The organism is Streptomyces sp. NPDC096311 (assembly GCF_044763085.1).
Taxonomy (GTDB): domain Bacteria; phylum Actinomycetota; class Actinomycetes; order Streptomycetales; family Streptomycetaceae; genus Streptomyces.
In genome coordinates this window covers 438,302-464,220 of record NZ_JBIWFN010000001.1, presented here as the reverse complement: position 1 = coordinate 464,220, position 25,919 = coordinate 438,302, and the positions used below count along the sequence as shown (strand labels likewise).

23 protein-coding genes and 1 riboswitch are annotated in these 25,919 nt (G+C 71.7%); of the genes, 9 read left to right on the top strand and 14 right to left on the bottom strand.

Annotated features, from left to right (window positions below; all coding sequences use genetic code 11):
* Window positions 1–100: 100 nt before the first annotated feature.
* Window positions 101–1,252 (bottom strand): hypothetical protein, encoded by a 1,152-nt coding sequence (locus ACIRA5_RS02160; RefSeq protein WP_403686332.1) that lies wholly within the window; start codon window positions 1,250–1,252, stop codon window positions 101–103.
* A gap of 189 nt (window positions 1,253–1,441) precedes the next feature.
* Here ACIRA5_RS02160 and ACIRA5_RS02155 point away from each other — a divergent pair, with 189 nt between their 5' ends.
* Both ACIRA5_RS02155 and ACIRA5_RS02150 read left to right on the top strand, forming a co-directional pair.
* Window positions 1,442–1,918 carry an Lrp/AsnC family transcriptional regulator gene (locus ACIRA5_RS02155; RefSeq protein ID WP_352050844.1) on the top strand — a complete coding sequence of 159 codons (477 nt, stop codon included), beginning with the start codon at window positions 1,442–1,444 and terminating at the stop codon, window positions 1,916–1,918.
* Window positions 1,919–1,974: 56 nt separating this feature from the next.
* Entirely contained in the window at window positions 1,975–2,670 is a 696-nt protein-coding gene (locus tag ACIRA5_RS02150) for an HAD family hydrolase (protein ID WP_403686329.1), read from the top strand.
* A gap of 41 nt (window positions 2,671–2,711) precedes the next feature.
* Here ACIRA5_RS02150 and ACIRA5_RS02145 read toward each other — a convergent pair whose 3' ends face one another.
* The 5 genes from ACIRA5_RS02145 to ACIRA5_RS02125 form a co-directional block, all read right to left on the bottom strand.
* Window positions 2,712–3,644, bottom strand: a complete 933-nt coding sequence (locus ACIRA5_RS02145) for an NADP-dependent oxidoreductase (RefSeq protein WP_403686328.1) — start codon at window positions 3,642–3,644, stop codon at window positions 2,712–2,714.
* Between the two features lie 99 nt (window positions 3,645–3,743).
* Window positions 3,744–4,952: an XdhC family protein gene (locus tag ACIRA5_RS02140; RefSeq protein WP_403686326.1), complete on the bottom strand. Its 1,209-nt coding sequence runs from the start codon at window positions 4,950–4,952 to the stop codon at window positions 3,744–3,746.
* Window positions 4,945–7,095, bottom strand: a complete 2,151-nt coding sequence (locus tag ACIRA5_RS02135; protein WP_403686325.1) for a xanthine dehydrogenase family protein molybdopterin-binding subunit — start codon at window positions 7,093–7,095, stop codon at window positions 4,945–4,947. The genes ACIRA5_RS02140 and ACIRA5_RS02135 overlap by 8 nt, the downstream gene beginning before the upstream one ends.
* Entirely contained in the window at window positions 7,092–8,084 is a 993-nt protein-coding gene (locus ACIRA5_RS02130; protein WP_403686324.1) for an FAD binding domain-containing protein, read from the bottom strand. Before ACIRA5_RS02130 ends, ACIRA5_RS02135 begins: the two co-directional genes overlap by 4 nt.
* On the bottom strand, window positions 8,081–8,668 hold the full coding sequence (locus tag ACIRA5_RS02125) for a (2Fe-2S)-binding protein (protein ID WP_099939933.1): 588 nt from the start codon (window positions 8,666–8,668) through the stop codon (window positions 8,081–8,083). The genes ACIRA5_RS02130 and ACIRA5_RS02125 overlap by 4 nt, the downstream gene beginning before the upstream one ends.
* 203 nt (window positions 8,669–8,871) lie before the next feature.
* Between ACIRA5_RS02125 and ACIRA5_RS02120 the strand changes: the two genes are divergently transcribed.
* The 3 genes from ACIRA5_RS02120 (at window position 8,872) to ACIRA5_RS02110 (ending at window position 13,033) form a co-directional block, all read left to right on the top strand.
* Window positions 8,872–9,462 carry a TetR/AcrR family transcriptional regulator gene (locus tag ACIRA5_RS02120; RefSeq protein ID WP_403686322.1) on the top strand — a complete coding sequence of 197 codons (591 nt, stop codon included), beginning with the start codon at window positions 8,872–8,874 and terminating at the stop codon, window positions 9,460–9,462.
* A 365-nt stretch (window positions 9,463–9,827) separates the two neighbouring features.
* Complete coding sequence (gene ligA / locus ACIRA5_RS02115) at window positions 9,828–11,918, top strand: NAD-dependent DNA ligase LigA (protein ID WP_403686320.1); 2,091 nt, start codon at window positions 9,828–9,830, stop codon at window positions 11,916–11,918.
* Window positions 11,919–12,013: 95 nt separating this feature from the next.
* Window positions 12,014–13,033 (top strand): SGNH/GDSL hydrolase family protein, encoded by a 1,020-nt coding sequence (locus ACIRA5_RS02110; protein ID WP_403686319.1) that lies wholly within the window; start codon window positions 12,014–12,016, stop codon window positions 13,031–13,033.
* A gap of 98 nt (window positions 13,034–13,131) precedes the next feature.
* Here ACIRA5_RS02110 and ACIRA5_RS02105 read toward each other — a convergent pair whose 3' ends face one another.
* On the bottom strand, window positions 13,132–14,496 hold the full coding sequence (locus tag ACIRA5_RS02105; protein ID WP_403686318.1) for an FAD-dependent oxidoreductase: 1,365 nt from the start codon (window positions 14,494–14,496) through the stop codon (window positions 13,132–13,134).
* A gap of 175 nt (window positions 14,497–14,671) precedes the next feature.
* On the opposite strand from ACIRA5_RS02105, the gene ACIRA5_RS02100 reads away from it, so the two are divergent.
* The gene (locus ACIRA5_RS02100) at window positions 14,672–15,859 is read left to right on the top strand and encodes a PP2C family protein-serine/threonine phosphatase (protein ID WP_403686316.1); all 1,188 of its coding nucleotides are present in this window, start codon (window positions 14,672–14,674) and stop codon (window positions 15,857–15,859) included.
* Between the two features lie 2 nt (window positions 15,860–15,861).
* On the opposite strand, the gene ACIRA5_RS02095 is transcribed toward ACIRA5_RS02100, so the two are convergent.
* The 4 genes from ACIRA5_RS02095 to ACIRA5_RS02080 are packed head-to-tail and all read right to left on the bottom strand — an operon-like array spanning window position 15,862 to window position 18,744.
* Window positions 15,862–16,101 (bottom strand): hypothetical protein, encoded by a 240-nt coding sequence (locus ACIRA5_RS02095; RefSeq protein ID WP_403686315.1) that lies wholly within the window; start codon window positions 16,099–16,101, stop codon window positions 15,862–15,864.
* Window positions 16,101–16,508, bottom strand: a complete 408-nt coding sequence (locus ACIRA5_RS02090) for a hypothetical protein (protein WP_097288809.1) — start codon at window positions 16,506–16,508, stop codon at window positions 16,101–16,103. Before ACIRA5_RS02090 ends, ACIRA5_RS02095 begins: the two co-directional genes overlap by 1 nt.
* A gap of 47 nt (window positions 16,509–16,555) precedes the next feature.
* Window positions 16,556–18,040 carry a sensor histidine kinase gene (locus ACIRA5_RS02085; protein ID WP_403686314.1) on the bottom strand — a complete coding sequence of 495 codons (1,485 nt, stop codon included), beginning with the start codon at window positions 18,038–18,040 and terminating at the stop codon, window positions 16,556–16,558.
* On the bottom strand, window positions 18,037–18,744 hold the full coding sequence (locus ACIRA5_RS02080) for a response regulator transcription factor (protein ID WP_403686313.1): 708 nt from the start codon (window positions 18,742–18,744) through the stop codon (window positions 18,037–18,039). Before ACIRA5_RS02080 ends, ACIRA5_RS02085 begins: the two co-directional genes overlap by 4 nt.
* Window positions 18,745–19,042: 298 nt before the next feature.
* On the opposite strand from ACIRA5_RS02080, the gene ACIRA5_RS02075 reads away from it, so the two are divergent.
* The 3 genes from ACIRA5_RS02075 (at window position 19,043) to ACIRA5_RS02065 (ending at window position 23,661) form a co-directional block, all read left to right on the top strand.
* Window positions 19,043–20,404, top strand: coding sequence for a diacylglycerol/lipid kinase family protein (locus ACIRA5_RS02075; protein WP_403686312.1), 1,362 nt, complete (start codon window positions 19,043–19,045; stop codon window positions 20,402–20,404).
* Window positions 20,405–20,519: 115 nt separating this feature from the next.
* Window positions 20,520–20,689: riboswitch (cyclic di-AMP (ydaO/yuaA leader) on the top strand.
* A gap of 56 nt (window positions 20,690–20,745) precedes the next feature.
* Window positions 20,746–22,314: a C40 family peptidase gene (locus ACIRA5_RS02070; protein ID WP_403686311.1), complete on the top strand. Its 1,569-nt coding sequence runs from the start codon at window positions 20,746–20,748 to the stop codon at window positions 22,312–22,314.
* Window positions 22,315–22,479: 165 nt separating this feature from the next.
* Window positions 22,480–23,661 carry a hypothetical protein gene (locus ACIRA5_RS02065; RefSeq protein WP_403686309.1) on the top strand — a complete coding sequence of 394 codons (1,182 nt, stop codon included), beginning with the start codon at window positions 22,480–22,482 and terminating at the stop codon, window positions 23,659–23,661.
* Between the two features lie 71 nt (window positions 23,662–23,732).
* Here the strand turns inward: ACIRA5_RS02065 and ACIRA5_RS02060 are convergent, their stop codons facing one another.
* From ACIRA5_RS02060 to ACIRA5_RS02050, 3 genes are all read right to left on the bottom strand, one after another.
* Window positions 23,733–24,338: a GPP34 family phosphoprotein gene (locus ACIRA5_RS02060; RefSeq protein WP_403686307.1), complete on the bottom strand. Its 606-nt coding sequence runs from the start codon at window positions 24,336–24,338 to the stop codon at window positions 23,733–23,735.
* A 200-nt stretch (window positions 24,339–24,538) separates the two neighbouring features.
* Window positions 24,539–24,712, bottom strand: coding sequence for a CsbD family protein (locus tag ACIRA5_RS02055; RefSeq protein WP_075025472.1), 174 nt, complete (start codon window positions 24,710–24,712; stop codon window positions 24,539–24,541).
* A gap of 134 nt (window positions 24,713–24,846) precedes the next feature.
* Entirely contained in the window at window positions 24,847–25,749 is a 903-nt protein-coding gene (locus ACIRA5_RS02050) for an SGNH/GDSL hydrolase family protein (protein WP_403687206.1), read from the bottom strand.
* Between the last annotated feature and the right edge of the window lie 170 nt (window positions 25,750–25,919).

The window sequence follows — 25,919 nt, the reverse complement described above, 5'->3', positions numbered from 1 at the left end:
ACAGCATCATCGGGGCTGTCGGCTCAAGTGGACTCCGCATGACTGGACCATTGGCACAGTCACACGAGCGGTGCGGGGAGCCATGTGGATGCCATTGGCATCACTCCGTGTCGACCGGGTGCGCGGGGAGCTCGAAGCGCAGCAGGGCCCCGGTCAGGTGCGTGTGCAGGTCCGTCTCCCTCTCGATGTGGCGGACCTCGCCGCCGTCCTCGTTGACGCTCTTCACCAGTTCCTCGATGACGTCGGGGACCTCGCGCAGGGCGTCTGCGCACAGGGGGCACCGCTCCCCCGTGCGGGCCAGCAGCCCGTCGCGGTCGCAGACGACTCCCGGAGCGACGGCCTCCGCGTCCACGGCCAGCGTCCGGATCGCGGCCAGCGAGCCCGCCCACAGGGTGTCGTCGAGCCCGACCGTCGCGTGGTGCTTGGTCGCGACGGACTCGAGGATCTCGCCCACCAGCCGCTCCTGCTCCTGGTACGCGCGGTCGGTGACGAGGACACGAACCTTGTCCCGGATGTCGGTGGCGGTCGCGGTGCCGCGGTCGACGGTGAAGCGGCCGACGAGCCGGTCGTGCAGGTCACGGGGGAGGAACTCGATGAAGGCCGGTACCTGGTAGAGGTGCCCGCCGATGGCCAGCAGATCGAAGCCTCCCTCCTTGAACAGGCGCTTGAGCTCGCCGATGAGCCGCCGGTAGTGCCTTTTGCTCAGCTCGTCGGCCCTGTCGCGGACCCGGACCTCGTCGAGCCCCTCGGCGTGCTCGGGTTCCCGCAGCATCCGGTCACGGATCGCCTCCAGCTCCCGGACCTCGTCCAGGTGGTACTCCCAGACCTGTGCGGTGACCTCGTCCACGACGACCGCGCAGGTGCGGTCGTACTCGTCGAGCACCGCCAGCATCGGACGGACATAGGGGTCCGCGTCCACCACGACGCGTTCGTGGGTGGCGCGCGGCAGCCACACCTCCTCGTAGACGCCGTGGCCACTGCAGGAGAAGACGACGACGGTGCCGGGCCGCTGAGGTTCCTCGCCGAGCCTCTGCTCGATCTTCGCGATGTCGTCGTGCAGCGAGAGCCGTACGGCGTGCTCCAGCGAGCGGTCGTCCGCGAGCGGCCTGATGCCCTCCAGCAGGCCGGCCAGCCGGGCCCGGTACGTACGACGGCCGGGCTGGTCCGGTTGCACCGGAAGGTAGAGGGAGACGAACGGGAGCCCGCTCCCGCCGAGCCGGAGAATGCGGTCGACCTGCTCCTGCGTGATCATCGTCGCTCCTCGCCGCTCCTCGAGCCCTGCGCCACCTCTCCAGGTAACGCGGTGGGCGGCGCACCGGCAAACGCGGCGCGGCGGACAACTGAGCGGGAGGAGGTGAACCGGCCCACCGGGCTCTCGGCGGGCTGAGCCATTGGTACGGTCGAAGAAGATCAGCCCAGGCGGCAGGGAGGCCGGTGGATCATGGCCGTGGACGAACTCGACACCCGCATCCTGCGGCTCCTGCTGGAGCAGCCGCGCACCAGCGTGCGCGAGTACGCCCGCATGCTCGGCGTCGCCCGCGGCACGCTCCAGGCCCGCCTCGACCGGCTGGAACGGGACGGGGTGATCACCGGTACGGGCCCCTCGCTGTCCCCCGCGGCGCTCGGCCACCCTGTCCTCGCCTTCGTGCACATCGAGGTCACGCAGGGCCACCTCGACGAGGTCGGCGACGCGCTGTCCGCCGTACCGGAGATCATCGAGGCGTTCTCGATCACGGGCGGCGGCGATCTGCTCACCCGGGTCGTGGCGCGCGACAACGCCCACCTGGAGGACGTGATCCAGGCGCTCATCAGCATGCCCGGTGTCGTCCGCACCCGCACCGAGGTGGCACTGCGCGAGCGGGTTCCGCACCGGGTGCTGCCGCTGGTTGAGTCGATCGGGCGTGCGACCAGAAGCTGACGGGTGGCACAGGGGTGATCGGCCGCGCCCGGTCCTCGCTTGGCATCCTGGATCCCATGAGCACTCTCGGCCGTACTTCGGTCATCTTCGATCTCGACGGCACACTCGTGGACAGCGAGCCGAACTATTTCGAGGCCGGCCGCCAGACGCTCGCCGAGCAGGGCATCACCGGCTTCACCTGGACCGAGCACGAGCGCTACGTCGGCATCAGCACCCGGGAGACGGTGGCGCTCTGGAGGGAGCGCTACGGCCTGCGGCCCCCGCTGGACGCCCTGCTCGCCGACATGAACCGGCGCTATCTGGAGCTGGCCCGCGCCGCCACGCACGTGTACCCGGAGATGCGGAAGTTCGTGGAACTGCTGGCCGCCGAGGGCGTTCCGACGGCCGTGGCCTCGGGCTCCGCACCCGCCGCGATCGAGGCGATCCTGACGGGCACCGGCCTGGCCGCCCATCTGACGACCGTCGTCTCGGCCGACGAGGTCGCGCACGGCAAGCCCGCCCCGGACGTCTTCCTGGAAGCGGCGCGCCGTCTGGACGCCGACCCGGCGGACTGCGTGGTCCTGGAGGACGCCGCTCCGGGCGCCGCCGCCGCACACGCGGCCGGGATGCGCTGCATCGCCGTCCCGTACGTCGCCGCACAGGCCGACGACCGGGAGTTCGCCACGGCGGGTCTGCTCCTGCGCGGCGGTCAGCGCGAGTTCACCGCACAGACCGCGTACGACTGGCTCACTCGCTCGGCCTCGGCTTCCTGAGCCGCGGCCACGGCTCGACGACCTGCGTGTCCGGTGTGGGCTCAGGAGACGTGCAGCACGATCTTGCCCCGGCGGTGGCCCTGTTCCAGTGCCGCATACGCCTGCGCGGTCTGATCGAGGGGGAAGACGCGGTCGACGGGCGGGGCCAGTTCGCCGTCCGCGACCAGGCGGGACAGCTCCTCCAGCCCGGAGCGGTCCGGTTCCACGATGAAGAACCTGCCGCCCTCCTTCGTGGCGTCGGGCGGGGCGACGATGCTCACCAGACGGCCGCCGGGACGCAATACCCTCCAGGAGCGCTCCTGGGTGTCGCCGCCGACGGTGTCGAAGACCAGGTCGACGTCCTTGACCTGCTCCTCGAAGCGTTCGCTCCGGTAGTCGATGACCTGTTCGGCGCCCAGCTCGCGTACGAAGTCGGCGGCTTCGGCGCCGGCCGTCGCGGTGACCGAGGCGCCGAGTGAGACCGCGACCTGCACCGCGAAGGAGCCCACCCCGCCCGCGCCGCCCTGCACCAGCACCCGGGCACCGGGGCGCAGGCCGCCGTGCTCGACCAGACCCTGCCAGGCCGTCAGCCCGGCCAGCGGCAGCGCCGCCGCGTGGTCGTGGTCGAGCCTGGCGGGCTTGGCGGCGAGTACGGCCGCGGGGACGGCGACGAACTCCGCCGCGGCCCCGTCCCGGGTGAACGGGATCAGCCCGTACACCTCGTCGCCGACGTCCCAGTGCGACACCTCGGGGCCGAGCTCGGCGACGACACCCGACACCTCCTTCGACGGCACGATGGGCACCCGCTCGCTGCCGCTGTCGTCGAGGCTGTCGGTCCAGGTCGCGTCCCAGGCCAGTTCGTCCGGTGTGATGGACGCGGACCGCACCTCGACCAGGACCTCTCCCCGGCCTGGCGCCGGACGCGGGGCGACCTCGTAGGTCAGCTGCTCGGGGCCGCCCCGCCGGTGGCCGCGCACCGCGTGCATGGTGTCCATTCCAACCTCCCAGGTCGTGCCGGCCGGGAACCGGCGGTACCTCCAGAGTGGTCGACCCGTGCACCTCCCGCTCGGGTCGTTCGACCACACGCGCCGTTCTCAGGCAGCCTCCCGCGCCCCCTGCGCACCGGTCCCCCGTCCGCCCCCGTCGCGGTGGATCGGTGTTCTGGAGCCGGTCAGCGGAGCGCCTGTCCCGCCCTCCCGGGCCGCGACGATCTCCGCCGCGATGGACAGCGCGGTCTCCTCGGGCGTACGGGCCCCGAGGTCGAGCCCGATCGGGGATCTCAGGCGGGCCAGCTCCCGCTCGCCGAGGCCGACTTCGCGCAGCCGCCGCTCACGGTCCTCGTGCGTGCGGCGTGACCCCATGGCGCCGACGAACGCCACCGGCATCCGCAGGGCCGACTCCAGCAGCGGTACGTCGAACTTGGCGTCGTGCGTGAGCACGCACAGGACCGTGCGGTCGTCGGTCGCGGTGCGCCGGAGGTAGCGGTGCGGCCAGTCGACCACGATCTCGTCGGCGTCGGGGAAGCGGACCCGGGTGGCGAAGACCGGGCGGGCGTCGCACACGGTCACGTGATAGCCGAGGAACCTGCCCACCCGTACCAGCGCCGTCGCGAAGTCCACGGCGCCGAAGACGATCATTCGGGGCGGTGGCACGCTCGACTCGACGAGCAGGGTCACGCCACCCGGGCAGCGCGCGCCGTCCTCCGACAGTTCGAGGGTGCCGGTGCGGCCCGCCGCCAGCAGGGCACGAGCCTCGGCCACCGCCGTGCGGTCCAGCTCCGGGCGACCGCCGAGACTCCCCTCGTGCAGGACGTCCGGGCCTCCCGCGTACGACGTGGACGCCTCGGAGGAGTCGGACGAGCCGTCGGGGCGGACGAGCAGCACCCTGCCCAGCAGTTCCGCCGGTCCCCGGGCCACCCGGGCGACGGCCGCCGCCTCACCCCGGGACGCGGCCGCAAGGGCCGCCGCGTACACCGGCCGCTCAGGCTCCTGCGCGCGCACCGGGGTGACCAGGACCTCGATGACCCCGCCGCAGGTCAGCCCCACCGCGAAGGCGTCCTCGTCGCTGTAGCCGAACCGTTCCAGCACCGTCCGGCCGTCCTGGAGCGCCTGGACGCACAGGTCGTACACGGCGCCTTCCACACAGCCGCCGGAGACCGAGCCGATGGCCGTGCCGCCGCTGTCGACCGCGAGGGCGGCGCCCGGGCCGCGCGGAGCGCTGCCGCCGACGCTCACGACGGTGGCGACGGCGAAGTCCCGGCCCTCCTCGGCCCACCGGTTCAGCTCGTCGGCGATGTCAAGCATCCCGATCCCCTCCCGTGCCCGCCAGGAGCACCCGGTCCGGGCGGATCGGCAGGTTCCGGTGGCGTACACCCGTCGCGTGCCAGACCGCGTTGGCGATCGCCGCCGCCGCTCCGACGACCCCGATCTCGCCGATGCCCTTGATGCCGACCGGGTCCCCGGGGTCGGGGTCGTCGACCCAGTCCGCCTCGATGTCGGGTACGTCGGCGTGTGCGGAGAAGTGGTAGCCGGCGAGGTCGGCGCCCACATGGCCGCCGCTCGCCCGGTCCCGGTGAGCCTCCTCGTGCAGGGCCATGGACAGGCCCCAGATCATGCCTCCGACGAACTGCCCGCGCGCGGTCAGCGGGTTGACGATCCGGCCGGCCGCGAAGATGCCGAGCATCCGCCGCACCCGCACTTCCCCGCTGGTGACATCGACGGCGACCTCGGCGAACTGAGCCCCGAAGGAGTGCCGTTCCTTCTGCTCCAGCGCGCCGACCGCCTGGGAGGTGTCCGAGCGTGCCGTGATCCCCTCGGGCGGAATGCCGCCGCCCAGGGCCAGCCGCTCGCGCAGCTCGTCCGCCGCGACCCTGATCGCCCAGGCCCAGGAGCGGGTGCCCATCGAACCGCCGGCGATCATCGCGAAGCCGAAGTCGCTGTCCGCGATGCGCATCCGGATGCGCTCCGGCGCCACCTCCAGCGCGTCCGCGGCGATCAGGGTGAGCGCGGTCCGGGCCCCGGTTCCGATGTCGGACGCGGTGATCCGTACGGTGAAGCTGCCGTCCGGCTCGGCCGTCACGGCCGCCGTGGACGGGGCGGACAGCACGGGGAACGTGGAGGCGGCGGTGCCGGTCCCGAGCAGCCAGCGGCCCTCGCGGCGGATACCGGGACGCGGGTCACGGTCCGCCCAGCCGAACCGGCGGGCCCCCTCCTCGAAGCACGCGAGCAGGTTGCGGCCGCTGAACGGCAGCCCGGAGACGGGGCCGACGGCCGGTTCGTTGCGGGCGCGCAGCGCGATCGGGTCGAGTCCGCACTTCTCGGCGAGTTCGTCGAGTGCGGACTCCAGCGCGAACGAGCCCGGCGCCTCGCCCGGCGCCCGCATCCAGCTCGGGGTCGGCACGTCGAGCGGTACGACTCGGGTCTGCGAGTAGTGCGCGTCGGAGTCGTACATCGCGCGCCCGAACTCGGCGCACCGCTCGACGAACTCGTACACGGTCGAGGTGAGGCACTCGGCCCGGTGGTCGAACGCGCGCAGCCGGCCGTCCGCGTCGGCGCCGAGCCTGACCCGCTGGGCTGTGGGGCTGCGGTAGCCGACCAGCGAGAACATCTGGCGGCGGGTCAGTACGACGCGCACGGGACGCTGCAGGACGGTCGCGGCCATCGCGGCGGCGACCGAGTGCGGGCGGGTGCCCTTGGAGCCGAAGCCGCCGCCGACGTGTTCCGAGCGCACCCGCACCGACTGGGGGTCGAGCGAGAACAGCTTCGCGAGCTCGTCCGCCACGAACCTGCTGCCCTGGTTGGAGTCGACGACCTCGAGCCGGCCGCCGTCCCAGCGTGCGATCGCCGCGTGCGGCTCCATGGGGCTGTGGTGCTCCTCCGGAGTGCTGTACTCGGCGTCCACGACGACGGCGGACGCGGCGAGTTCGGCCTCCAGGTCGCCCTTCTGCGCGGCGGGGGCGCTCTCCGGCGCGTACACCCCGGGGAGCCCGGCGGCGAACACGACGTCGTGGGGCTCCTCGTCGTACACGACGACGAGGGCCTCGGCGGCCTCCCTGGCCTGCTCGGGCGTCTCGGCCACGACCAGCGCCACCGGCCAGCCGACGAACGGGACCTGGTCGTGCTGGAAGATCTGGGCGATCGGGTCGGGCGCCCCGAAGGCGTTCGTGTAGTCGCCGTTGAGACGTGGGGCGTTCTCGTGGTGCAGGACGGCGACGACGCCCGGCATCGCGAGGACGGGCGCGGACTCCACCGCGCGGATCCGGCCACGGGCCACGGTGGACAACACCAGCCAGCCGTGGGCGAGTTCGGGATACGGGACCTCGCCTGCGTAGCGCGCTGCCCCGGTGACCTTGGCCACGCCCTCGACGCGGGTGTGGGCGGCGCCGACGGCCCCGAACGTCGCGGTCGCCGCCGTCGTCGCGGTCGTGGTCGCGGTCGTACCGGTCATCGGGCTGCCTCCTCGGTGAGTTCGGTCAGCATCGCCACGACGAGATTGCGCATCAGGGGCACCTTGTATCCGTTGTGGGGCAGCGTCCGGGCGGCCGCGAGCTCGGCGTCCGCGGCGGCGGCGAAGGCCTCGGCGCTCGCCGGTCCCCCGGTCAGCGCCCGTTCGGCCGCGCGGGCCCGCCACGGCCGGGAGGCCACGGCACCGAAGGCGAGGCGCACTTCGCGTACGACACCGTCGTGGACGTCGAGGGCGGCGGCGATCGAGCCGATCGCGAACGCGTACGAGGCGCGCTCGCGCACCTTGCGGTAGCGGGAGCGGGCGGCGACCGGGGCGGCCGGCAGGGTGACGCCGGTGATCAGCGCGCCGGGCGGCAGGGCGGTCTCCAGGTGCGGGGTGTCACCCACCGGCAGATAGAACTCCGCGAGCGGCAACTCCCCCGGCCCGTCCGCCGTTTCGTACGAGACGACGGCGTCGAAGGCGGTGAGGGCCACGGCCATGTCCGAGGGGTGCGTGGCCACGCAGTGCGCGGAGGCACCGAGGACGGCGTGGTTGTGGTGCTCGCCCTCGACGGCCGGGCAACCGCTGTCGGGGACCCGCTTGTTGCAGGGCTTCGCCAGATCGGCGAAGTAGCCGCAGCGGGTGCGCTGGAGCAGGTTTCCGCCGACCGTGGCCATGTTGCGCAGCTGACCGGAGGCTCCGGCCAGCACGGCCTGGGTCAATGCCGGGTAGTGGCGCCGCACGTCGGGATGGGCGGCGAGGTCGCTGTTGGTCACGGTCGCGCCGATCCGCAGCCCGCCGCTCCTTGTGAACTCGACGCGGTCGAGGGGGAGTTCACGCACGTCGACGAGCCGGGCGGGCCGCTCCACCCCGCTCTTCATCAGGTCGACGAGATTGGTGCCACCGCCGAGATAGCGTGCGTCCGGGTCGGCGCCCAGCAGAGCGACCGCGCCGGTGACGTCGTAGGCGCGCTCGTAGTCGAACTCCCTCATGCCGCCGCCTCCTTGGTCTCGGACGACCGTGTATCGGACGACTGCGCCGCCCGCGCGACGGCCTGGACGATCGACACATACGCGCCGCACCGGCACAGGTTGCCGCTCATCCGCTCACGGATCTCCTCGGGCGTGAGCTGCGGAACCCCCGCTTCGGGCCGCACGTCCGCGGTCACGGCGCTCGGCCAGCCCGCCGCGTGCTCCTCGATCACCGCGAGGGCCGAACAGATCTGGCCGGGCGTGCAGTAACCGCACTGGTAGCCGTCGAGGTCGAGGAAGGCCTGCTGCACGGGATGCAGCCGCTCACCGTCCGCCACCCCTTCGATGGTGGTGATCTCGCGTCCCTCGGCGGCGACGGCGAGTTGCAGACAGGAGACGGCCCGGCGTCCGTCGAGCAGCACCGTGCAGGCGCCGCACTGGCCCTGATCGCAGCCTTTCTTGGTACCGGTGAGATCGAGGCGCTCACGCAGGGCGTCGAGCAGGGTGGTGCGATGGTCGACGGGCAGCGTGTACTTCTCACCGTTGACGTGCAGGGTGATGGTGCTGGACGTCGAGGTCGTGGCGCTGGACGTCGTGGGGGCCATGATCAGCCTTCTTTCGCCTGTCTGAGGGGGAAAGGAAGTCGCGAGAGGGCCGGGAAAAGGGGGCACCGATGGTCCACACTGGCCGGATCCGGCGGTAAGGTGAACCTCTAACCGGACAGTTGTCCGTTCATCCCGAACCTACCGGACAGCTGTCCGGTTAGCAAGGTACTCGCCTGGGCGGGCGAAGGACGAAGGAGGCCCGAGTGCAGCAGAAGAAGGCCACCCCGCTGCGCTCGGACGCGCAACGCAATCGCGAGCGCATTCTCGAGGTGGCCCTGGCCGAGCTGACGAGGTCGGCCGACACCCCGCTCAGCGCGATCGCCAAGAAGGCGGGGGTCGGGCAAGGGACGTTCTACCGCAACTTCCCCCATCGCGAGGCACTCCTCCTGGAGATCTACCGCCACGAGGTGCAGCAGGTCGCCGACACCGCGGCGCAGCTGCTCGAGACGCGTGCGCCGGACCGGGCCCTGCGGGAGTGGATGGACCGCCTCGCCCAGTTCGCCATGACCAAGGTCGGCCTGGCCGAGGCCCTGCGCGCGACCACCCTCGCGCACGGCACCCTGACCCGGCTGGGGCACAGCGGGATGTCCGCGGCCATCGCGCTGCTCCTGGCGGCGAACGACAAGGCAGGCACCATCCGCCCCGGAGTGACCCCGGAGGACTTCTTCCTCTTCATCGCCGGTCTCTGGCAGATCGACGCGGACGGGGACTGGCAGCCGCGCGCCACCCGCCTTCTGGACCTCGTGATGGACGGTCTACGGGTGGGCGCGCCGGGCTCCGCGCCGCCCGAGTAAGCCGAGCCGCGGCCTGCGGACTGCGGGCGGGAGCGGGAGCGGCGGCCCGTCGTCACCGACAGCCGCTCCTATGCGCACGACGAAGCCGTCCGCCTGTACTCCCCCGTGGCGGACGGCTCGTGTCGCGGTGTTCAGAGATCGGGATCGGTGTCGGCGACGTAAGTGTCCTGGGCCGCTGGACGACACCCGCCGGGGCGGGCGACGGGATTCGAACCCGCGTCTCTCTCTTGACAGGAGAAGTAGCCGAAACCTTCGCACCTGAACGAGTTCACCGTAGTGGTCACCGCCCTCGCGGTCACCTGGTTTCCCGCGTGCGCCAGACGCGTACCGGGGCGTTGTCAGTGGTGGCGTGCAGGATGGCGGGTATGACAACACCAGCCGCAGTGATCGTGGATGCCGCCGCCTACGCGCAGGCGGTCGAGGACGCCGTGAAGGCTTCGGCCGCCTACTACGCGGGCGGCACGTCGGTACTGGACGACGACACCTACGACCGGCTCGTGCGGGGCATCGCGGCGTGGGAGTCCGCTCATCCCGACGAAGTGCTGCCCGATTCACCGACCGGGAAGGTCGCCGGTGGCGCCGCGGAGGGCGATGTCCCGCACACGGTGCCCATGTTGAGCCTGGACAACGTCTTCTCGCCGGAGGAGTTCACCGCCTGGACCGCGTCACTGGCCCGGCGGATCGGCCATGACGTCACACGGTTCGGTGTCGAGCCGAAGCTCGACGGGCTCGCGATCGCCGCCCGGTACACCCGTGGTCGCCTCACCCGGCTGATCACCCGTGGCGACGGGACGGCCGGGGAGGACGTCTCGCATGCCATCGCCACCGTCGAAGGCCTCCCGGCCGAACTGACCGAGCCGGTCACGGTGGAGGTGCGCGGCGAAGTCCTGATGACCACCGCCCAGTTCGAGCACGCCAACGAGGTGCGCACCGCGCACGGCGGCCAGCCGTTCGCGAACCCGCGCAACGCCGCGGCGGGCACGCTGCGCGCCAAGGACCGCGCCTACACCGTGCCGATGACCTTCTTCGGCTATGCCCTGCTGCCACTGCCCGGCACCGAGGAGACCCTCGCGACACGGCTGGGTGAGGCCGCGCACAGCGAGCTGATGGCCCGGTGCGGCGAACTCGGCGTGAACACGACCACCGCCACCGCCGTGCCCGGGACCACGGCGGAGACCGCCGAGCAGGTCCTGGCCCGGGTCAAGGAGATCGCCGCGCTTCGGCCGGAGTTGCCGTTCGGGATCGACGGGATAGTCATCAAGGCCGACCTCGCCGCCGATCAGGAGGCCGCCGGATCCGGTTCGCGTGCACCGCGCTGGGCGATCGCCTACAAGCTGCCGGCCGTGGAGAAGATCACCCGGCTGCTGGAGGTGGAGTGGAACGTGGGCCGCACCGGCATCATCGCTCCGCGCGCGGTCCTCGAACCGGTCGAGATCGACGGCTCCACCATCACCTACGCCACCCTCCACAACCCTGCCGACATCACCCGCCGCGACCTGCGTCTGGGCGACCACGTGATGGTCCACCGCGCCGGGGACGTGATTCCCCGCGTCGAAGCCCCCGTCGCCCATCTGCGCACCGGAGAAGAGCGGACGATCGTCTTCCCCGAGGTGTGCCCGCGGTGCGGCTCCACCATCGACACCAGCGAGCAGCGCTGGCGCTGCGAGAACGGCCGCAACTGCCACCTGGTCGCCGCCCTCTCGTACGCCGCCGGCCGCGACCAGCTCGACATCGAGGGCCTGGGCCACACCCGTGTCGTCCAGCTCGTCGAGGCCGGCCTGGTCGCCGATCTGGCCGACGTGTTCGCCCTCACGCGCGACCAGCTCCTCGCCCTGGAACGGATGGGCGAGACCAGCACCGACAATCTCCTCGCGGCGATCGGCGCGGCCAAGGGGCAGCCGTTGTCGCGGGTGCTGTGCGCGCTCGGCGTCCGCGGCACGGGCCGCTCCATGTCCCGTCGTATCGCCCGGTACTTCGCGACCATGGACCACATCCGTGCCGCCGACGCCGAAGCGATGCAGCGGGTCGAGGGCATCGGCACGGAAAAGGCCCCGTCCATCGTGGCCGAACTCGCCGAACTCGCCCCGCTCATCGACAAGCTCGCCGCGGCCGGGGTCAACATGACCGAGCCCGGTGCCACTGCGCCCGTCACCGCCGACGACACCGACACCGATACTGGCGCCCAGGGCGCGGAGCCGGCGGGCGGGCCGCTGACCGGGATGGCGGTCGTCGTCACCGGAGCCATGACCGGCCCGCTGGAGAAGCTCAGCCGCAACCAGATGAACGAACTCATCGAGCGCGCCGGTGGCCGCTCCTCCTCCAGCGTCTCCAGGAAAACCACGCTGGTCGTCGCCGGCGAAGGCGCCGGATCCAAGCGCGCCAAGGCCGAGGACCTCGGCATCCGGCTGGTCACCCCCGACGAGTTCGCGACTCTGGTCGCCGACTACGTGGACTGAAGGGCGTCGCTCGAACCGATGGTGTAGCCCGCTACACCATCGGTTCGGGAGTGGGCTCTCTCGTGACGGCGAGCCCGCGCCGGGATCGTTGACACATGAGGACTTCCGCACGAGCCGGGCTCGCCGTCATGGCCGCGGGCGGCATTTTTTTCGCCGCCACCAGCCTGGAAGACAACGACGACTCGGCCACCGCCGCCCCGAAAAGCGCGGCCGTCTCCGGAGAGCCGAGCCACTCGACGGTCTCCGGGGCGCCAGAGAGTACGCCCGCCTCCGGGTCATCGGCAGGTCCCGGTCCGTATGTGGCGCTGGGTGACTCCTACACCGCCGGCGCCGGCATCCCCTCAGGGACCGGAACCCCCACGGGATGCGATCGCTCCGACCACAACTACCCCACCCTGGTGGCCCACGAACTCGGCGTCGAAACAGCCGACTTCCACGACATGAGCTGCACCGGCGCCACCGTCGAGGACCTCACGGCACCCCAGACCACCGGTCACGGCACCAACCCCGCCCAGCTCTCCGCCCTCACCACCCGCACCGCCCTCGTCACCCTCGGCATCGGCGGCAACGACATCGGCTTCAGCGAACTGATCACACGGTGCGCCACATCCGGCGTCCTCTACTTCGCCACCGGCAGCGGCAAGTACACCGGCGACCACGCCCCCTGCCGCAGCCAGTACGTCGACGGCACCACCGACGCCGTCCGGCAGAAGGTCAACACCGTGGGCGACCGCCTCGCCGACACCCTGGCCGAGGTCAGACGCCGCGCGCCGCGGGCACGCGTCTACGTGGTCGGGTACCCGGCGATCCTGCCCGCCACGGCCGGCGACTGCGGCCGCGACATGGGTCTCGCACCCGGCGACGTCACCTTCCTCCACCAGGAGCAGCAGCGGCTCAACGCCACCCTGCGGCAACGCGCCGAAGCCGCAGGTGCCGGGTATGTCGACACCTACGCCCCGTCGAACGGTCACGAGGCGTGTTCCGCGCGTGAGACCCGCTGGGTCGAACCCCTCGTGCCGCTCGCCCCCGCCGCGCCCGTCCACCCCAACGCACGCGGCGAACGCGGTATGGCCGACGCCGTCATCAACACCATCAACGCGAGCAAAGGGTCCTGAGGCCAGCGGGTTCCAAGGCCGAAGGGCCGAGGGGCCTGAGGGGCCTGAGGGGCCTGAGGAGCCTGAGGAGCCTGAGGAGCCTGAGGAGCCCCCGAAGCCTACGCGCCGCTCGCGTCGAGCATGTCCTCGCGCTCGACGATCTTCACGCGTTCCCGGCCCTGCGGTTCGCCCAGCGCCTTCTCCGCGGCGTCCAGGCGGTACCAGCCCTCCCAGGTGGTGAAGCGGACGTCCCGCTCGCCGAGGAACGCGTCCACGGCCTCCGGGTCGGGCGAGCCGGGCGCGTGCAGACGTCCGTTCGCGTGGTCGTCCAGCAGGCTGGCGACGGTCTCGTTGGCGTCGCCCTTGGTGTGGCCGATCAGACCCACGGGGCCGCGTCGGATCCAGCCGGTCACGTACGTCGACTGCAGGTGCTCGCCGGTCTCCTCGATCACCCGGCCGCCCTGGTCCGGGACCGTGCCCGACTCGGCGTCCCAGGGGAGCTTGGGCAGTTCGTCGGACAGGTAGCCCACGGCGCGGTAGACCGCACCGAGGTCCCAGTCCTTGTACTCGCCGGTTCCCTTGACGTTGCCGGTGCCGTCGAGTGCGGTGCGCTCGGTGCGCAGGCCCACGACCTGGCCGTTCTCGCCGAGGATCTCGGTCGGGGACTCGAAGAAGTGCAGGAACAGCTTGTGCGGGCGGTCACCGGTGTCGCGGATGGCCCAGTTCTCCAGGGTCTTGGCGACCATGTCGGCCTGCTTGTTCCCGCGCCGGGTCGCGATCGAGCCCTCGTCGTAGTCGATGTCCTCGGGGTCGACGATGACCTCGATGTTCGGGGAGTGGTCCAGTTCCCGCAGCTCCATCGGGCTGAATTTCGCCTGCGCCGGACCGCGGCGGCCGAAGACGTGGACCTCCAGGGCCTTGTTGGCCTTGAGGCCGTCGTGGACGTTCTGCGGGATCTCGGTCGGCAGCAGTTCGTCGGCGGTTTTGGCGAGGATGCGGGCGACGTCGAGCGCGACGTTGCCGACGCCGAGGACGGCGACCTTCTCCGCTTCGAGCGGCCAGGTCCGCGCCACGTCCGGGTGGCCGTCGTACCAGGAGACGAAGTCCGCTGCACCGTAGGAGCCGTCGAGGCCGATGCCGGGTATGTCGAGGGCCCGGTCGGCCGTCGCCCCCGTGGAGAAGATCACGGCGTCGTAGAAGGTGCGCAGGTCGTCGAGGTTGATGTCCCCGGGGTAGTCGACATTGCCGAACAGACGTATCTGGGGCTTGTCGAGCACCTGGTGCAGGGCCGTGATGATGCCCTTGATCCGCGGGTGGTCGGGGGCCACGCCGTAACGGATCAGACCGAAGGGGGCCGGCATCCGTTCGAAGAGGTCGATGGACACACCGGGCTCGACCGCAACTGCGGACTTCAGCAGCGCGTCGGCAGCGTAGATCCCGGCGGGGCCGGCTCCGACAATGGCTACCCGCAGAGGGCGAGGCATGATCAGGTTCCCTTCGAACGGTGGCAGGGTGGCTCGTCGGGAAGCCTAAACTAAGGCAAACCTTAGTCAGTAGTCGGGTGGGATCTATGACCTCATAAGCCGATCTTATGACTCGTCGCCGGGGAGCACAGGCCTCGGAATCGGGGGCAAAATAGGCTTTGTGGGTGTCCGGCGTGTGTCAGTGGACCGCCTCGTGGAGCAGCCGTCGGGCCGCGGACTGGTGGCAATCCCACTCGCGCTGATCGTAGTGATCACGGTGGTGGACCTCCACTCCCCGACCGATGTGCACCTGGGTCCGTTGCTGGTCATCGCCCCCGCCCTCACCGCCTCCCTGGCCGGGCCACGGCTGACTGCGGCCGTGGGGGTGCTGGCCGTGGCCGCCCAGGTCTTCATCGCGGTGTTCCACGGCGGGCTGACCACCTCCAACCACGTCGCGCAGATCATCGCCCTGACCGTGCTCTCCGCGCTGGTGGTCTTCGTCTGCCATGTACGTGAGCGGCGTGCCCGGGAGCTGAGCCGGGCACGGTCGGTGGCCGAGACGGCTCAGCGGGTCCTGCTGCGACCGCCGCCCCGCCGGATCGGTCCCTTGCGCGTGGCCTGGCTGTATCTGGCCGCCGAGGACGAGACGCAGATCGGCGGCGACCTGTTCGCGGTCTCCCGCGCCGCCCAGCCCTCCACGCGGGTGATCATCGGGGACGTACGCGGCAAGGGTCTGGCCTCCATCGGTGAGGCCTCGGTGGTGCTCGGCTCGTTCCGGGAGGGCGCTCACCGGTACGCCACCCTGCCCGAGCTCACGGCTGCGCTGGAGGTCAGCGTGTGCCGCGACCTGGAGGACGTGGCCGACACCGAGCACGACCCGGGCGAGCACTTCATCACCGCGCTCGTGCTCGACATCCCCGACGAGGGGCCGGACGCCTGGATGATCACCTGCGGTCATCCACCACCCATCCTGCTGCACAACCGGGAGGTCACGGTCCTGCACCCGCGCCACCCCCTCCCCCCGCTGGGCATGTGCGAACTGCCCGCCGCGAGCCACCGACCCGACCCGTTCACCTTCGAAACCGGTGACATCCTCCTGCTCTACACCGACGGCGTCATCGAAGCCCGCTCACCGTCGGGCGCCTTCTACCCGCTCCTCGATCGGGTCGCCTCCTTTCCCGTCTCCAGCCCCGACGCCCTGCTGCGGCACATCCACGACGACCTCCTCGAGCATGTCGGCGACCACCCCGGCGACGACGCCGCCCTCCTGGTCATCGAACGCACCACCTCCCACCACCCGCATCGACCGCAATTCGCCACCCGCTCCGTCGACGGCCACCACCGGCTCCATCCCACCGGATCGCCCCCGTCGACGGAACGCTGACCTCACTCCCGGGCCATGTCCGACTCCGCCACGCTCGCCGCGGAATCGGCGTCGTCGACGAGTTTCCGCAGGTGACCGAGGTCCGCGGAGGAGGAGGGTGCGGGCTGCCGAGTGGTCTGCGTGCCCTGAGCGGTCTGTGTGCCCTGCGTGCTCTGTGTGCTCTTTGTGCTCCCGCCATGGCCGCATCCGGCCAGCAACAGCAGGGCGGCCAGTACAGCCGGCACGGTGTGGCGCGCGCGCATCAGTTCGTACGACCGTTGTCGTGGGCGCCGCACCACTTCTCGACGTCGGCCAGGTCCTTCTGGCGGGTCTCCAGGGTGGGGACCAGGGAGCGCCGGGCGGTGAGCCGGTCGTTCAGGTAGGTCTCGATCTGGGTGTGCCCCGCGGACTTGGCGTTCGCCACCCGCTGCTCGAGACGGGCGATGGAGCCACGCTGGGAAGCGTCCGCGCGCAGCCGGGTGAGGATCCGGTCGATCCGCCGGTCGATCTTCGGCGCGCGCTTGCAGAGCGCCGCCGCGCCGTCGCCCGTGGGGGTGCCGGACGGCGCGGGAGTCGCGGCGTCGGCGGTAGCGGCGCCGGCGGCGCCGAACAGCGATCCGGCGGCGACCAACGAGACGACCGAGATCACGGTCTTCCTGGTGCTTGGCATGACGAACTCCTCCGCGTTCACGGGCGACTGCCCTGTCGCCGGGAAAGCTAGGAGCCGTCTTTGTGGAATTCTTGTGGCCGGTCGGCGGCCGTGATCATCCAGTTGCGCGGGAGCGGAAGCGTGGCCCCCGTGTCCCCGGTGCCGTCGCCCAGCGGCAGGGTGACCTCGACGCGGGTACCCGGACCCGTGGGCCGGTCCAGTACCCGGATCCCACCTCGGTGCAGGGCGATCTGCTGGGCGACCAGGGTCAGTCCGAGGCCGGAGCCAGGGCTGTCCGGTCGGCGGCGGAAGCGTTCGAAGACCTCGGTGCGCAGCGCGGGCGGGATGCCAGGGCCCCGGTCTTCGACGACCAGGAGCGCCTCGGCGCCGCTCGCGCGCAAGGTCACCTCGACCTGCGGGGGCTGCCCGTCCGTGTGTCCGTGGACCAGGGCGTTGACGAGCAGGTTGTCCACCAGGCTCCGCAGTCCCGCCTCCCAGCCGTGTACGCGCAGCCCCGCTGCGCAGTGGCCGGCCACCCGTGCGTGCGGATGGCGTCGCCGCTGTTCCTCCGTGCTCGCTTCGACGAGATCGGCGAGGTCGACCGGGCCGAAGGCGTCCGCCTCGACAAGGTCTGCGCGGCCGAGGTCGCGCAGCATGACGAGGACTCCGAGGAGGCGTGCGTGTTCGCGGCTCAGGTCGTGCAGCACTTCGTCGCGGTCGGGTCCGGCGAGTTCCGGATGCTCGGTGAGGATCTCCAGGTTGGTCTGCATGCTCATCAGCGGGGTGCGCAGTTCGTGCGAGGCCGCCGAGGCGAAGGAGCGGGCGGTGGCCAGTGCCTCGGCGGTCCTGAGCGCCTGCTCGTCGTAGCGCGCCAGGACGGTCTGCAGGGTGTGTGCGAGGTCGTCGACCTCGACGATCCGCGTCGGGCTGTGGTCCAGCCGGGTGGAACTGGAGCGGGGGTCGAGGCCGCTCGCCCGGCGTTGCAGACGGCGCAGCGGTGCGCTCGCCCGGGTGGCGACGGCCCAGGCGAGCAGCCCGGACAGCGGTGCGGCGAGCAGGGCGACGGTCACCGCGCGCCGTCGGACCAGGCGCACCTGGGTGTCGGCGGCGGTGTCCGAGGCGAACAGCCACAGGGTGCCGCGCACGCCGGGGCGCGCCCCGGTCACCCGGGTCGACAGGATCCGCCAGCTCCTGCCGTCGGCACGGAGGGTGACCGGCACGGGCGCCCTGGCGGGCAGCGCCACGTCCGCCGCCGGTTGCGGGCCGCCGGTGAAGGTCTCCTCGGGGCCGATCAGCCGTACGCCCACGTCCAGGGCCGAGGTGAACACCCGGCGCTCGCGGGCCTGCTCCACCGCCGCCGACCGGTCGGCGGCGCTCGCGCGCAGCAGCCCCCGGGCGTCCTTGGCGACGGCCACCGCGCGCTCACGCAGATGCGTGTCCTGCTGATCGTGCAGATCCGCGGCGACCAGCCGCAGCAGCAGCCAGCCGGTGGCCAGTACCAGTACGGGCACGGTGGCGCCTACGGCCAGGGCGATCCGCGTGGACAGTCTCACGGCCGCTCCTGCGGGTCGTCGTCGCGTAGGACGAAGCCCACGCCTCGTACGGTGTGGATGATCCGGGAGCGCCCCGACGTCTCCAGTTTGCGGCGCAGATAGCTGACGAAGGTGTCCACCGCGTCGGTGCGCACCTCGAAGTCGTAGCCCCATACGCGATCGAGGAGCTGGTCCCGGCTGAGCACGATGCCGGCGTTGCGGGCGAGGAAGTGGAGGAGTTCGAACTCGCGCCGGGTCAGTTCCACCGGCCGCCCGTCGAGGCTCACCCTGCGGGCGGCGGGATCCAGGAGCAGCCCGCCGGCCCGTACGGTGCCGCTGTCCCGCGGCGGCCGGCGCCGCAGCAGTGCCTCCAGCCGCAGGACCAGCTCCTGCAGGGCGAAGGGCTTGACGAGGTAGTCGTCGCCGCCCGCCTGCAGGCCCGCGATCCGGTCGGCGGTCTCGTCGAGTGCGGAGAGCATCAGCACGGGTACGTCGTTGTCCTCGTCCCGCAGTGCCCTGCACACCTCGATGCCGTTGAGGTCGGGCATCGAGATGTCCAGCACGATCACATCCGGCGGCGTCCGCCGGGCCACCGCCAGGGCCGGCCGGCCCCCGTCGGCGAGATCCACGGCGAATCCGCCGAGCCTCAGGCCCCGCTCCAGCGAGCGGCGGATCGCCGCGTCGTCGTCCACGACCAGGACACGGCCGCGCTGCCCACTCTTCACCACTGACCCTCCCCGCCACACCCGGCGTCCTGCCGGGGCCCGCCGCCGCCCATCGTGCATCAGCCGCGACGGTCCCGGCCCCGAGGGGTGGACCAAGGGTTCGGTGAGAACCGTCCGGGCCGGCCCCGGTCGGCGCGGGCCAGGCGGAGCGTGGCGGTTGCGCGGGGCCTGACCCGACGGTTGCATACGACTGTGTCGTCGATGGCCGACCCCGCACACAGCCAACGGCCCGCCGAACCGGGCCTCCGTGCGGCCGGACCCGCCAGGGCCGGACTTCTACGACGTCCGTGGAGGAGCGATGGGTGTGGACACGAGCGCGCGGGTCGGCCACGGGAAACGGTGGGCGGCCAGGGGCGCGCTGGTCGCGGCGGCGCTGGCGGTGCTGCTGCCGCTCGGTTACGGAGGCGTGGACGGCGTACTGCTGCTCCTGGTCGCGCTCCTCGGCGTGGCCGTCACGGCGGCGGCGCTGTGGTGGGCGCTGACCCGGCGCGGCCCGCTGCGCTGGGTGGCGGCCGTGCTGGCGGCCGTCGTGCCCGGCGCCGTGCTCACCCTGTTCGCCGTGGCCGGGCTGCTCTGGGCCGTTCCCGTGTCCCTGGCACTGTGGACCGTGGCCGTCTGGAGCGGCCGGTACGCCCTGCGGAGCGACCGGACGCGCGCCCCGCGCCCGAAGGAACGCAGGGCACCGCCGCCGCGGCGCCCCTTCCTCCTCATGAACCCGCACTCCGGCGGTGGCAAGGTGGCGAAGTTCGGACTGCGGGAGAAGGCGGAGCGGCTCGGCGCGCAGGTCGTGCTCCTCGACCCTGACCAGCACCAGGACGTCACCGCGCTGGCCCGGGCCGCCGTCGCGGACGGCGCGGATCTGCTGGGCGTCGCCGGCGGTGACGGTACCCAGGCACTGGTCGCGGCCGTCGCCGCCGAACACGGTCTGCCGTTCCTGGTGGTCTGCGCCGGCACCCGCAATCACTTCGCGATGGACCTCGGCCTCGACCGCGACGACCCGGCGACCTGCCTGGACGCCCTCACCGACGGCGTCGAACTCCGCGTGGACCTCGGCTTCGCCGGCGGCCACCCGTTCGTCAACAACGCCTCTTTCGGCGCGTACGCGGCGGTCGTGCAGAGTCCCGCGTACCGCGACGACAAGATCGGCACCATCCTGGACCTCCTGCCCGACCTGCTCACCCGTCAGCGCGGGCCGCGACTGACCGCTCGCGCCGCGGACACGACGCTCGACGCCCCGCAGGCCGTACTGGTGAGCAACAACCCCTACCGCACCAACGATCCGGCCGGTCTCGGTCGCCGCGAACGGCTCGACTCCGGGCTGCTCGGTGTCCTCGGCATCACGGTGGACAGCGCGGCCGAGGCCGCCGCGCTCGTACTGGACCCCGCGCCGGACGGACTCGCGGTCCTGACCACCCGTGAGGTGGTCATCGACGCCGACCGCGCGGAGATCGAGGCCGGCATCGACGGCGAGGCCCTGGTCCTGCCCGTCCCGGTGCGCTGCCGCGTCGAACCCGGCGCCCTGCGCGTCCGCGTCCCCAAGGAACGGCCCGGTGTACCGGAGGCCCAACCCCCCTTGGACTGGCGCCGGTTGCGCACGCTCGCGGCGACCGTGGGGCGCACGGCGGTCGTACGACATCCTGGTCGTGGCCGGGACACGTAGACGAAGGTCACAATTACATATCGGACAGTTCGCGCTCCAATCTTCACATCAGGCACACAAATTGGCTAAGTTGGCGGTAGGCCGCACGACTCCCTCCGGCGAACCTCGCCGGGTCGCGCGACCTCCGCCGAATCCGGTGCCCCCGTGGCAACCGGAACCTGGACCCAACCGACCTTGGGGTGAATCGGCCCAACTGCCCGATCGGGCAAGGGCTGTAGGGCAGCCTTCCTGAATCCTCCGCCCGAACCCGACGGCCGACCCAATAGGCGGAGTACGGAAGGAGTACGGCTCCCATGGCGCCGGAACGAACCCCGCGCCCTGGAGGCAACAGCCTCCCTGGCATGCCTGACTCCGCACGCGCGGCGGCCGCCCTCAGTGGCGCGGACGGTCCGAGCCGCGAGGAGGTGCAGCAGCGGATCAGCTCCCTCTACGACCAGGCCGAGAACGCCGTCGGGTTCGTCAACGGGACCCGCGCGATGACCACGGGGAGCCGAAGCCGCGTCAACCCGGCACCGGGAACCGCGCGCGGGCGCCGCGACCCCGCCCTCGACGACATCACCAGAACCTGGTTCGACGCGGCGCGCGCGCAGCTGGGTCCGTCCGCGCCTGCCAGGCTGCCGGCCGACCGGATGCCGAACCGCCCGGCCGAGGCGCGGCCCACGGGCCCGGCGAAGCGGCTGGAGGACGAGCTCACCAACCGTGGGCGGGAGTTGACCGCCCGCCCCGTTCTGGAGTTGACCGCGGGTCCCTCCGCCGAGGCGGCCGCCGGGCCCGTGGCCGAGTTGACGGCCAGGGCCGTCGCCGCACTGCCGGCCGCGCCGGAGCCTGCGCCGCAACCCGCACTGGAGGCCGCCACGGCCCTGCTGCCCGCGTTGCCCGCCGGGCCGGGGCAGTCCTCGTTGAAGACGTCCAAGGAGAAGATCCAGCGCAAGCTGGCGCTGGCCCGTGATCTGGTGTCCCAGCACGCCGCGCGCTGGAACCCCGGGCCCGCGGCGATCGAGTCACGTCCGGCCGAGGCCGTCTGGCCCACCCCGGAGGATCAGGCTCGCCGGCAGGCCGCGGAGGAGTGGCAGCGACAGCAGTCGACCGCACTCGGCCCGGACATGTCCTTCGGCACCGGGCTGCCGCTCGGTGCGGGCATGTCCATGGGTACGGGAATGCCGCTCGGCGCAGACATGTCCCTCGGCACGGGGATGCCTCTGGCCGCGGGCATGTCGCCCGGTGCGGACATGTCCATGGGTGCGGGGATGCCGCTCGGTGCCGACATGTCCCTCGGCGCCGGGATGCCCCTGACCACGGGCAAGCTTCCCGGCGCGGACATGTCCCTCGGCGGAGGCCTACCGCGGGCCGCGGACATGACCATGGGTGCGGGGATGCCTCTCGCTGCCGACATGTCCCTCGGCACCGGGATGCCCCTGACCACGGGCATGCTTCCCGGCGCGGACATGTCCCTCGGCACGGGAATGCCCCTGGCCGCGGGTATGCCCGTGGGCACCGGTGTCTCCGCCGGTGCGGTCAACACGGCCGTCGGCACCGCGGAGTCGGCGTACGGCGGGAAGGCCGCCAAAGCCCTCGCCTTCGCCCGCGAGCAGATCGGCAAGCCGTGCGTCTGGGGCGCGACCGGACCGGACTCGTACGACTCCGCCAGCCTCGTCCAGGCCGCCTGGAGGGCCGCCGGGGTCGCGCTCCCGCGTACCGTGCACGGGCAGGCGACCGCCGGTGCGGCGATTCCTCTGACCGACATCCAGTTCGGCGACCTGATCTTCTTCTACGACAACGTCAGCCACGTCGGCTTCTACACCGGCAACGGCATGATGATCCACGCCCCCAGCCCGGGTGCCTCGATACGCGAAGAGTCCCTCTTCTTCGCCGGACAGAAGGCGATTCACAGCGCGCTGCGCCCGGCGTGACGGACGCAGCGACATCTCCGGCGCCTCAAAGCACACATAAGGCACTGGAGCGGTCAAAGTTCCGCAAGAGGGGATGTACGTGATCCACGCGGGCCTCGCCGCCCGACCGGCCACCCGCGCTGACCATACTGGGAGGCCACGCCGCCTCCCACCGCAAAGTGACTCATGCCCAAGCCCTCCACCGCCCGCGCCACCGCCCCGGAAACCGTCTGGCTGGCCGGCGGGCGCCACGTCGGGCCCGCCCCGCAGGAGATCCTCAGGGAGAACCTGTGGAGGCTGAAGGCCGACGAGACGATCCACGACTTCCTGGACGCAGAGAACTCCTCGGACTCCGAGGGACATGTCTTCGAGGCGCGCTGGCTGGTCGACGACGCCGTCACGGTTCGCGCACGGCTCACGACGGACGGACGCGAACACGCCGCCGAGGGAACCCGCTGGACGCTGGTGGCCGAGGCGGAACGGCCCTGGGACCTCGCGTGGCCCTCTCCCGCGACCATGTTCTGGCCCGAGGGACACGAGGTCCCCTGGGACCACGACATCGTGGCCGGGCTCCGCCTGCGGGACATCAACCCGCTCCCGCAGGAGGACAAGGCACTGCGCCGCCTGCTCAAGGAGGCCGCGCAGCACAGCTGGAGCATCAACGTCGTCATCCACGAGGCGATGACCACCGACGAACGCGGTCGCCTCCCGCTGGCCCGGCTGCTCCCGCCCGGTCTGCGTCACCGCGTCGTGGAACACCGCGCCGCACCCGAGCAGTTCCAGGCGGTCAACTGGGCGCTGTACGACCTGGGCGTACGGGTGCCGCGCGGCGGCGCCGTGATCCTGCCCGGTTCCCCGGCCCGGCCCGGGTACGACGAGCAGGACTGCACCGTACGCAGTGTGTTCCTCGACGGCTCGGAGCCGACGGAGCTCCTGGAGAAGGTCGTACGGTACGCGGCGCTGCCCCGGCCGCTGCCGGAAACGGCACAGGACGCCCTCACCGGCCTCCGGGAGGACTGGAAGCTGCTGACGCTGGAGGAGGCGCGGGCGCTGGTGGCTGTCTACGCCGAGGCACTCGACACCATGACGAAGTCGCGCGACCAGTACCGCGAGGCGACCGAACTCGCGCATGCGGCGCTGGCCGAGCTCCGAGACCTCCGGACGACGGCGTCCGGTGCGCACGAGACGTCCGCCGGTCAGGAGGGCAACCCGCTGCACCAGCTGACGCGGACGTTCCAGCGGGTCGCGGGCACCGTACGGGCACGGCGCACGGCCCGCGACGACGGCCCGGACCGGGCCACGGGCAGGGGCACCGACACTGGGACAGGCACCGGCACGCCCGAGAACGGGCCCGGCAAGGGCGAGTGATCGCTACCGGAAACCGGCGCCGCCCCGAGGCCACCCTCTGAAACCAGCGTGACGCGGCGTGCCCGCTCGTGTCACGCGCCTCGCCAGAGATTGGCGAACGCCGCGTTCTCGATGGACCGGCGCTGGCGTACCGCTTCCAGTTCCATGACCGCGTCGTTGACGGCGGCCAGCACGGTCGTCACCGCGTCGTCGGTCACGACCGGTACGTCCGCGCCCTGCTCGGCCGGAATCCCGACGGCCGCCGCGAGGGAGACGAGGACGGGCTCGTCGGCGGCCCAGCGGTGCAGGGCCCGGCGCCGGGCGGGCGAGTCGACCACGACCATCCGGACGGCCCCGAAAAGCAGCCGGCGTTGGCGCTGCCGGGTCAGCTGACCGTCCGCCTCGAGGGCGGCGAGATGGACCGCGGCCAGGCCGCGCCCCCTGCGCCACAGCCAGTCCTCGACCGGTTCGTAGGGCACCTGCCGTACGAGTGAGGACGCGGCCTCGGCCAGGAGGCCGTCCTCCGTCGTCGGCTCCGGGGCCGGCACGAGGCGGTCGCCGTCCAGGTGGACGGCGTCAGCGGCCAGGAGGTCGATCACCTCGGCTCCGGCGAGTGCGAGGGACAGGTCGCCCTGGCCCACGGGGCGGTCCGGGTCCACGTCCATGGCGGTGATCAAGAGGTCCCTGGCCGTGGTCATAGATGGCTCCCCCACACAGTCTCCGGAGGGGCAAGCCTACGATCTTCGGCGGGGAAAGCCTACGAACCTCCACCGCTCGGCGCGGGTGCGCGCGGAGCGGAGCAGGAGGCCCGTCGCTCCATGCGACGGGCCCCCTGCTCCGCGTAAGCCGTGCGCCCCACGGGCGGGCATCAACCGGCTGGGCATCAACCCGCCGGGCATCAGCCGCGGAAGATGTCCTTGGTCTTCTCCTTCGCCTGACGCGCGTCACCCTTGGCCTTCTCCACACGCCCCTCGGCCGTCATCCGCTCGTTGCCCACGGCACGACCCGTGGTCTCCTTGATCTTGCCCTTGGCCTGCTCGGCCTTGGCCTTGGCTTTCTGGTCGCGAGCCATGGAACTCACCTCTCGGTGCTCTCGGATCAGGTGCTCACTGACCCGTGTGACCCTGGGCGGATCGTGTAAACATGCCTGGTCCATGGAGTTCGTGGAGTTCGTGGGATCCATGGAGATCGCGCACCGCACAGGAGCTACAGCCGCCGGAGCACCGCCCCGGCCATGGCCGCCTCGCCCTTGGCGTTGGGGTGTGCGGGGGCGGCGGGTGAAGCGGGCTGCAGCGGCTCGATCCACCGGTCGGCGGGTGCCTTGCACATGTCGTGTCCGACAGTTGGTTTGTATGTGTCGACGTATTCGGCACGGCTGAACAGGGCCATCGTGCGCATCATCAGGTTGAGCCGCTTCCCGACGTCACGCAGGTAGGCGAAGTCCTTGGCGGCGAACGGGACGGACGGATAGCAGCCGCTGCCGTCGTCGGGCAGGAGGTCCGGGTAACCGACCACGAGCACGCGGGCGTGCGGGGCCCTGTCGTGCACGGCGCGCAGCACCCGCGCGATCTTGGGAGCCGTCTCGATGATGTTCCGAGTCAGCTGGTCGAAGCCCGAGGAGTTGTAGTACTGCTGGCAGGGGTTGCCCGACGGGTCCTTGGAACTCAGCGCGGCGCAGGTGCCGATGATGGAGCCGAAGCCGATGTCGTTGCCGCCTATCTGCACGGTCACCAGATCCGTGGAGCGCTCGACGGCGTTCAGTTGGGGTCCGTTGGTTCCCTGCGCCTTCCACATGTTGTCGGTCGTCGCACCGGCGCAGCTCACGTCCGTGAACGTTCTGGTCGGCCGCCGCGTCGCGACGAGCGAGGGGTAGTTCTGGTCGGACCGGGCACAGTTGGCGTCCACCTGACGTGGGATCAGGGGTCCGGAGGTGTACGAATCGCCGAGCGCCACGTAGTCGGCTCCCCGATGGGAGTGCGGTCCGCTCGCGACGGCGGGAGACGCGGAGGCGACGCCGAGGAGCAGGACACCACTACCGAGGGCGGCTCCCAGCGCGGAGGCGTGCCGTCGTCTTCGGGTGACGTCGTCCCGGACCACGTGATGGTTCATCATCTCTCCTCCGTCGACACTGACGCGGCGTTGCTTGCAGGCTCAACATCGCTTGTATACCGGCCGGTAGGTCGCTGGAGAAGAGATCTGTCACATCTGCGGGAAACCCCGCCTCCCGAGTACCGGAGACGGGGCCTCACAGCGCACCCGCCGCGGTACGGCGAGGGGCG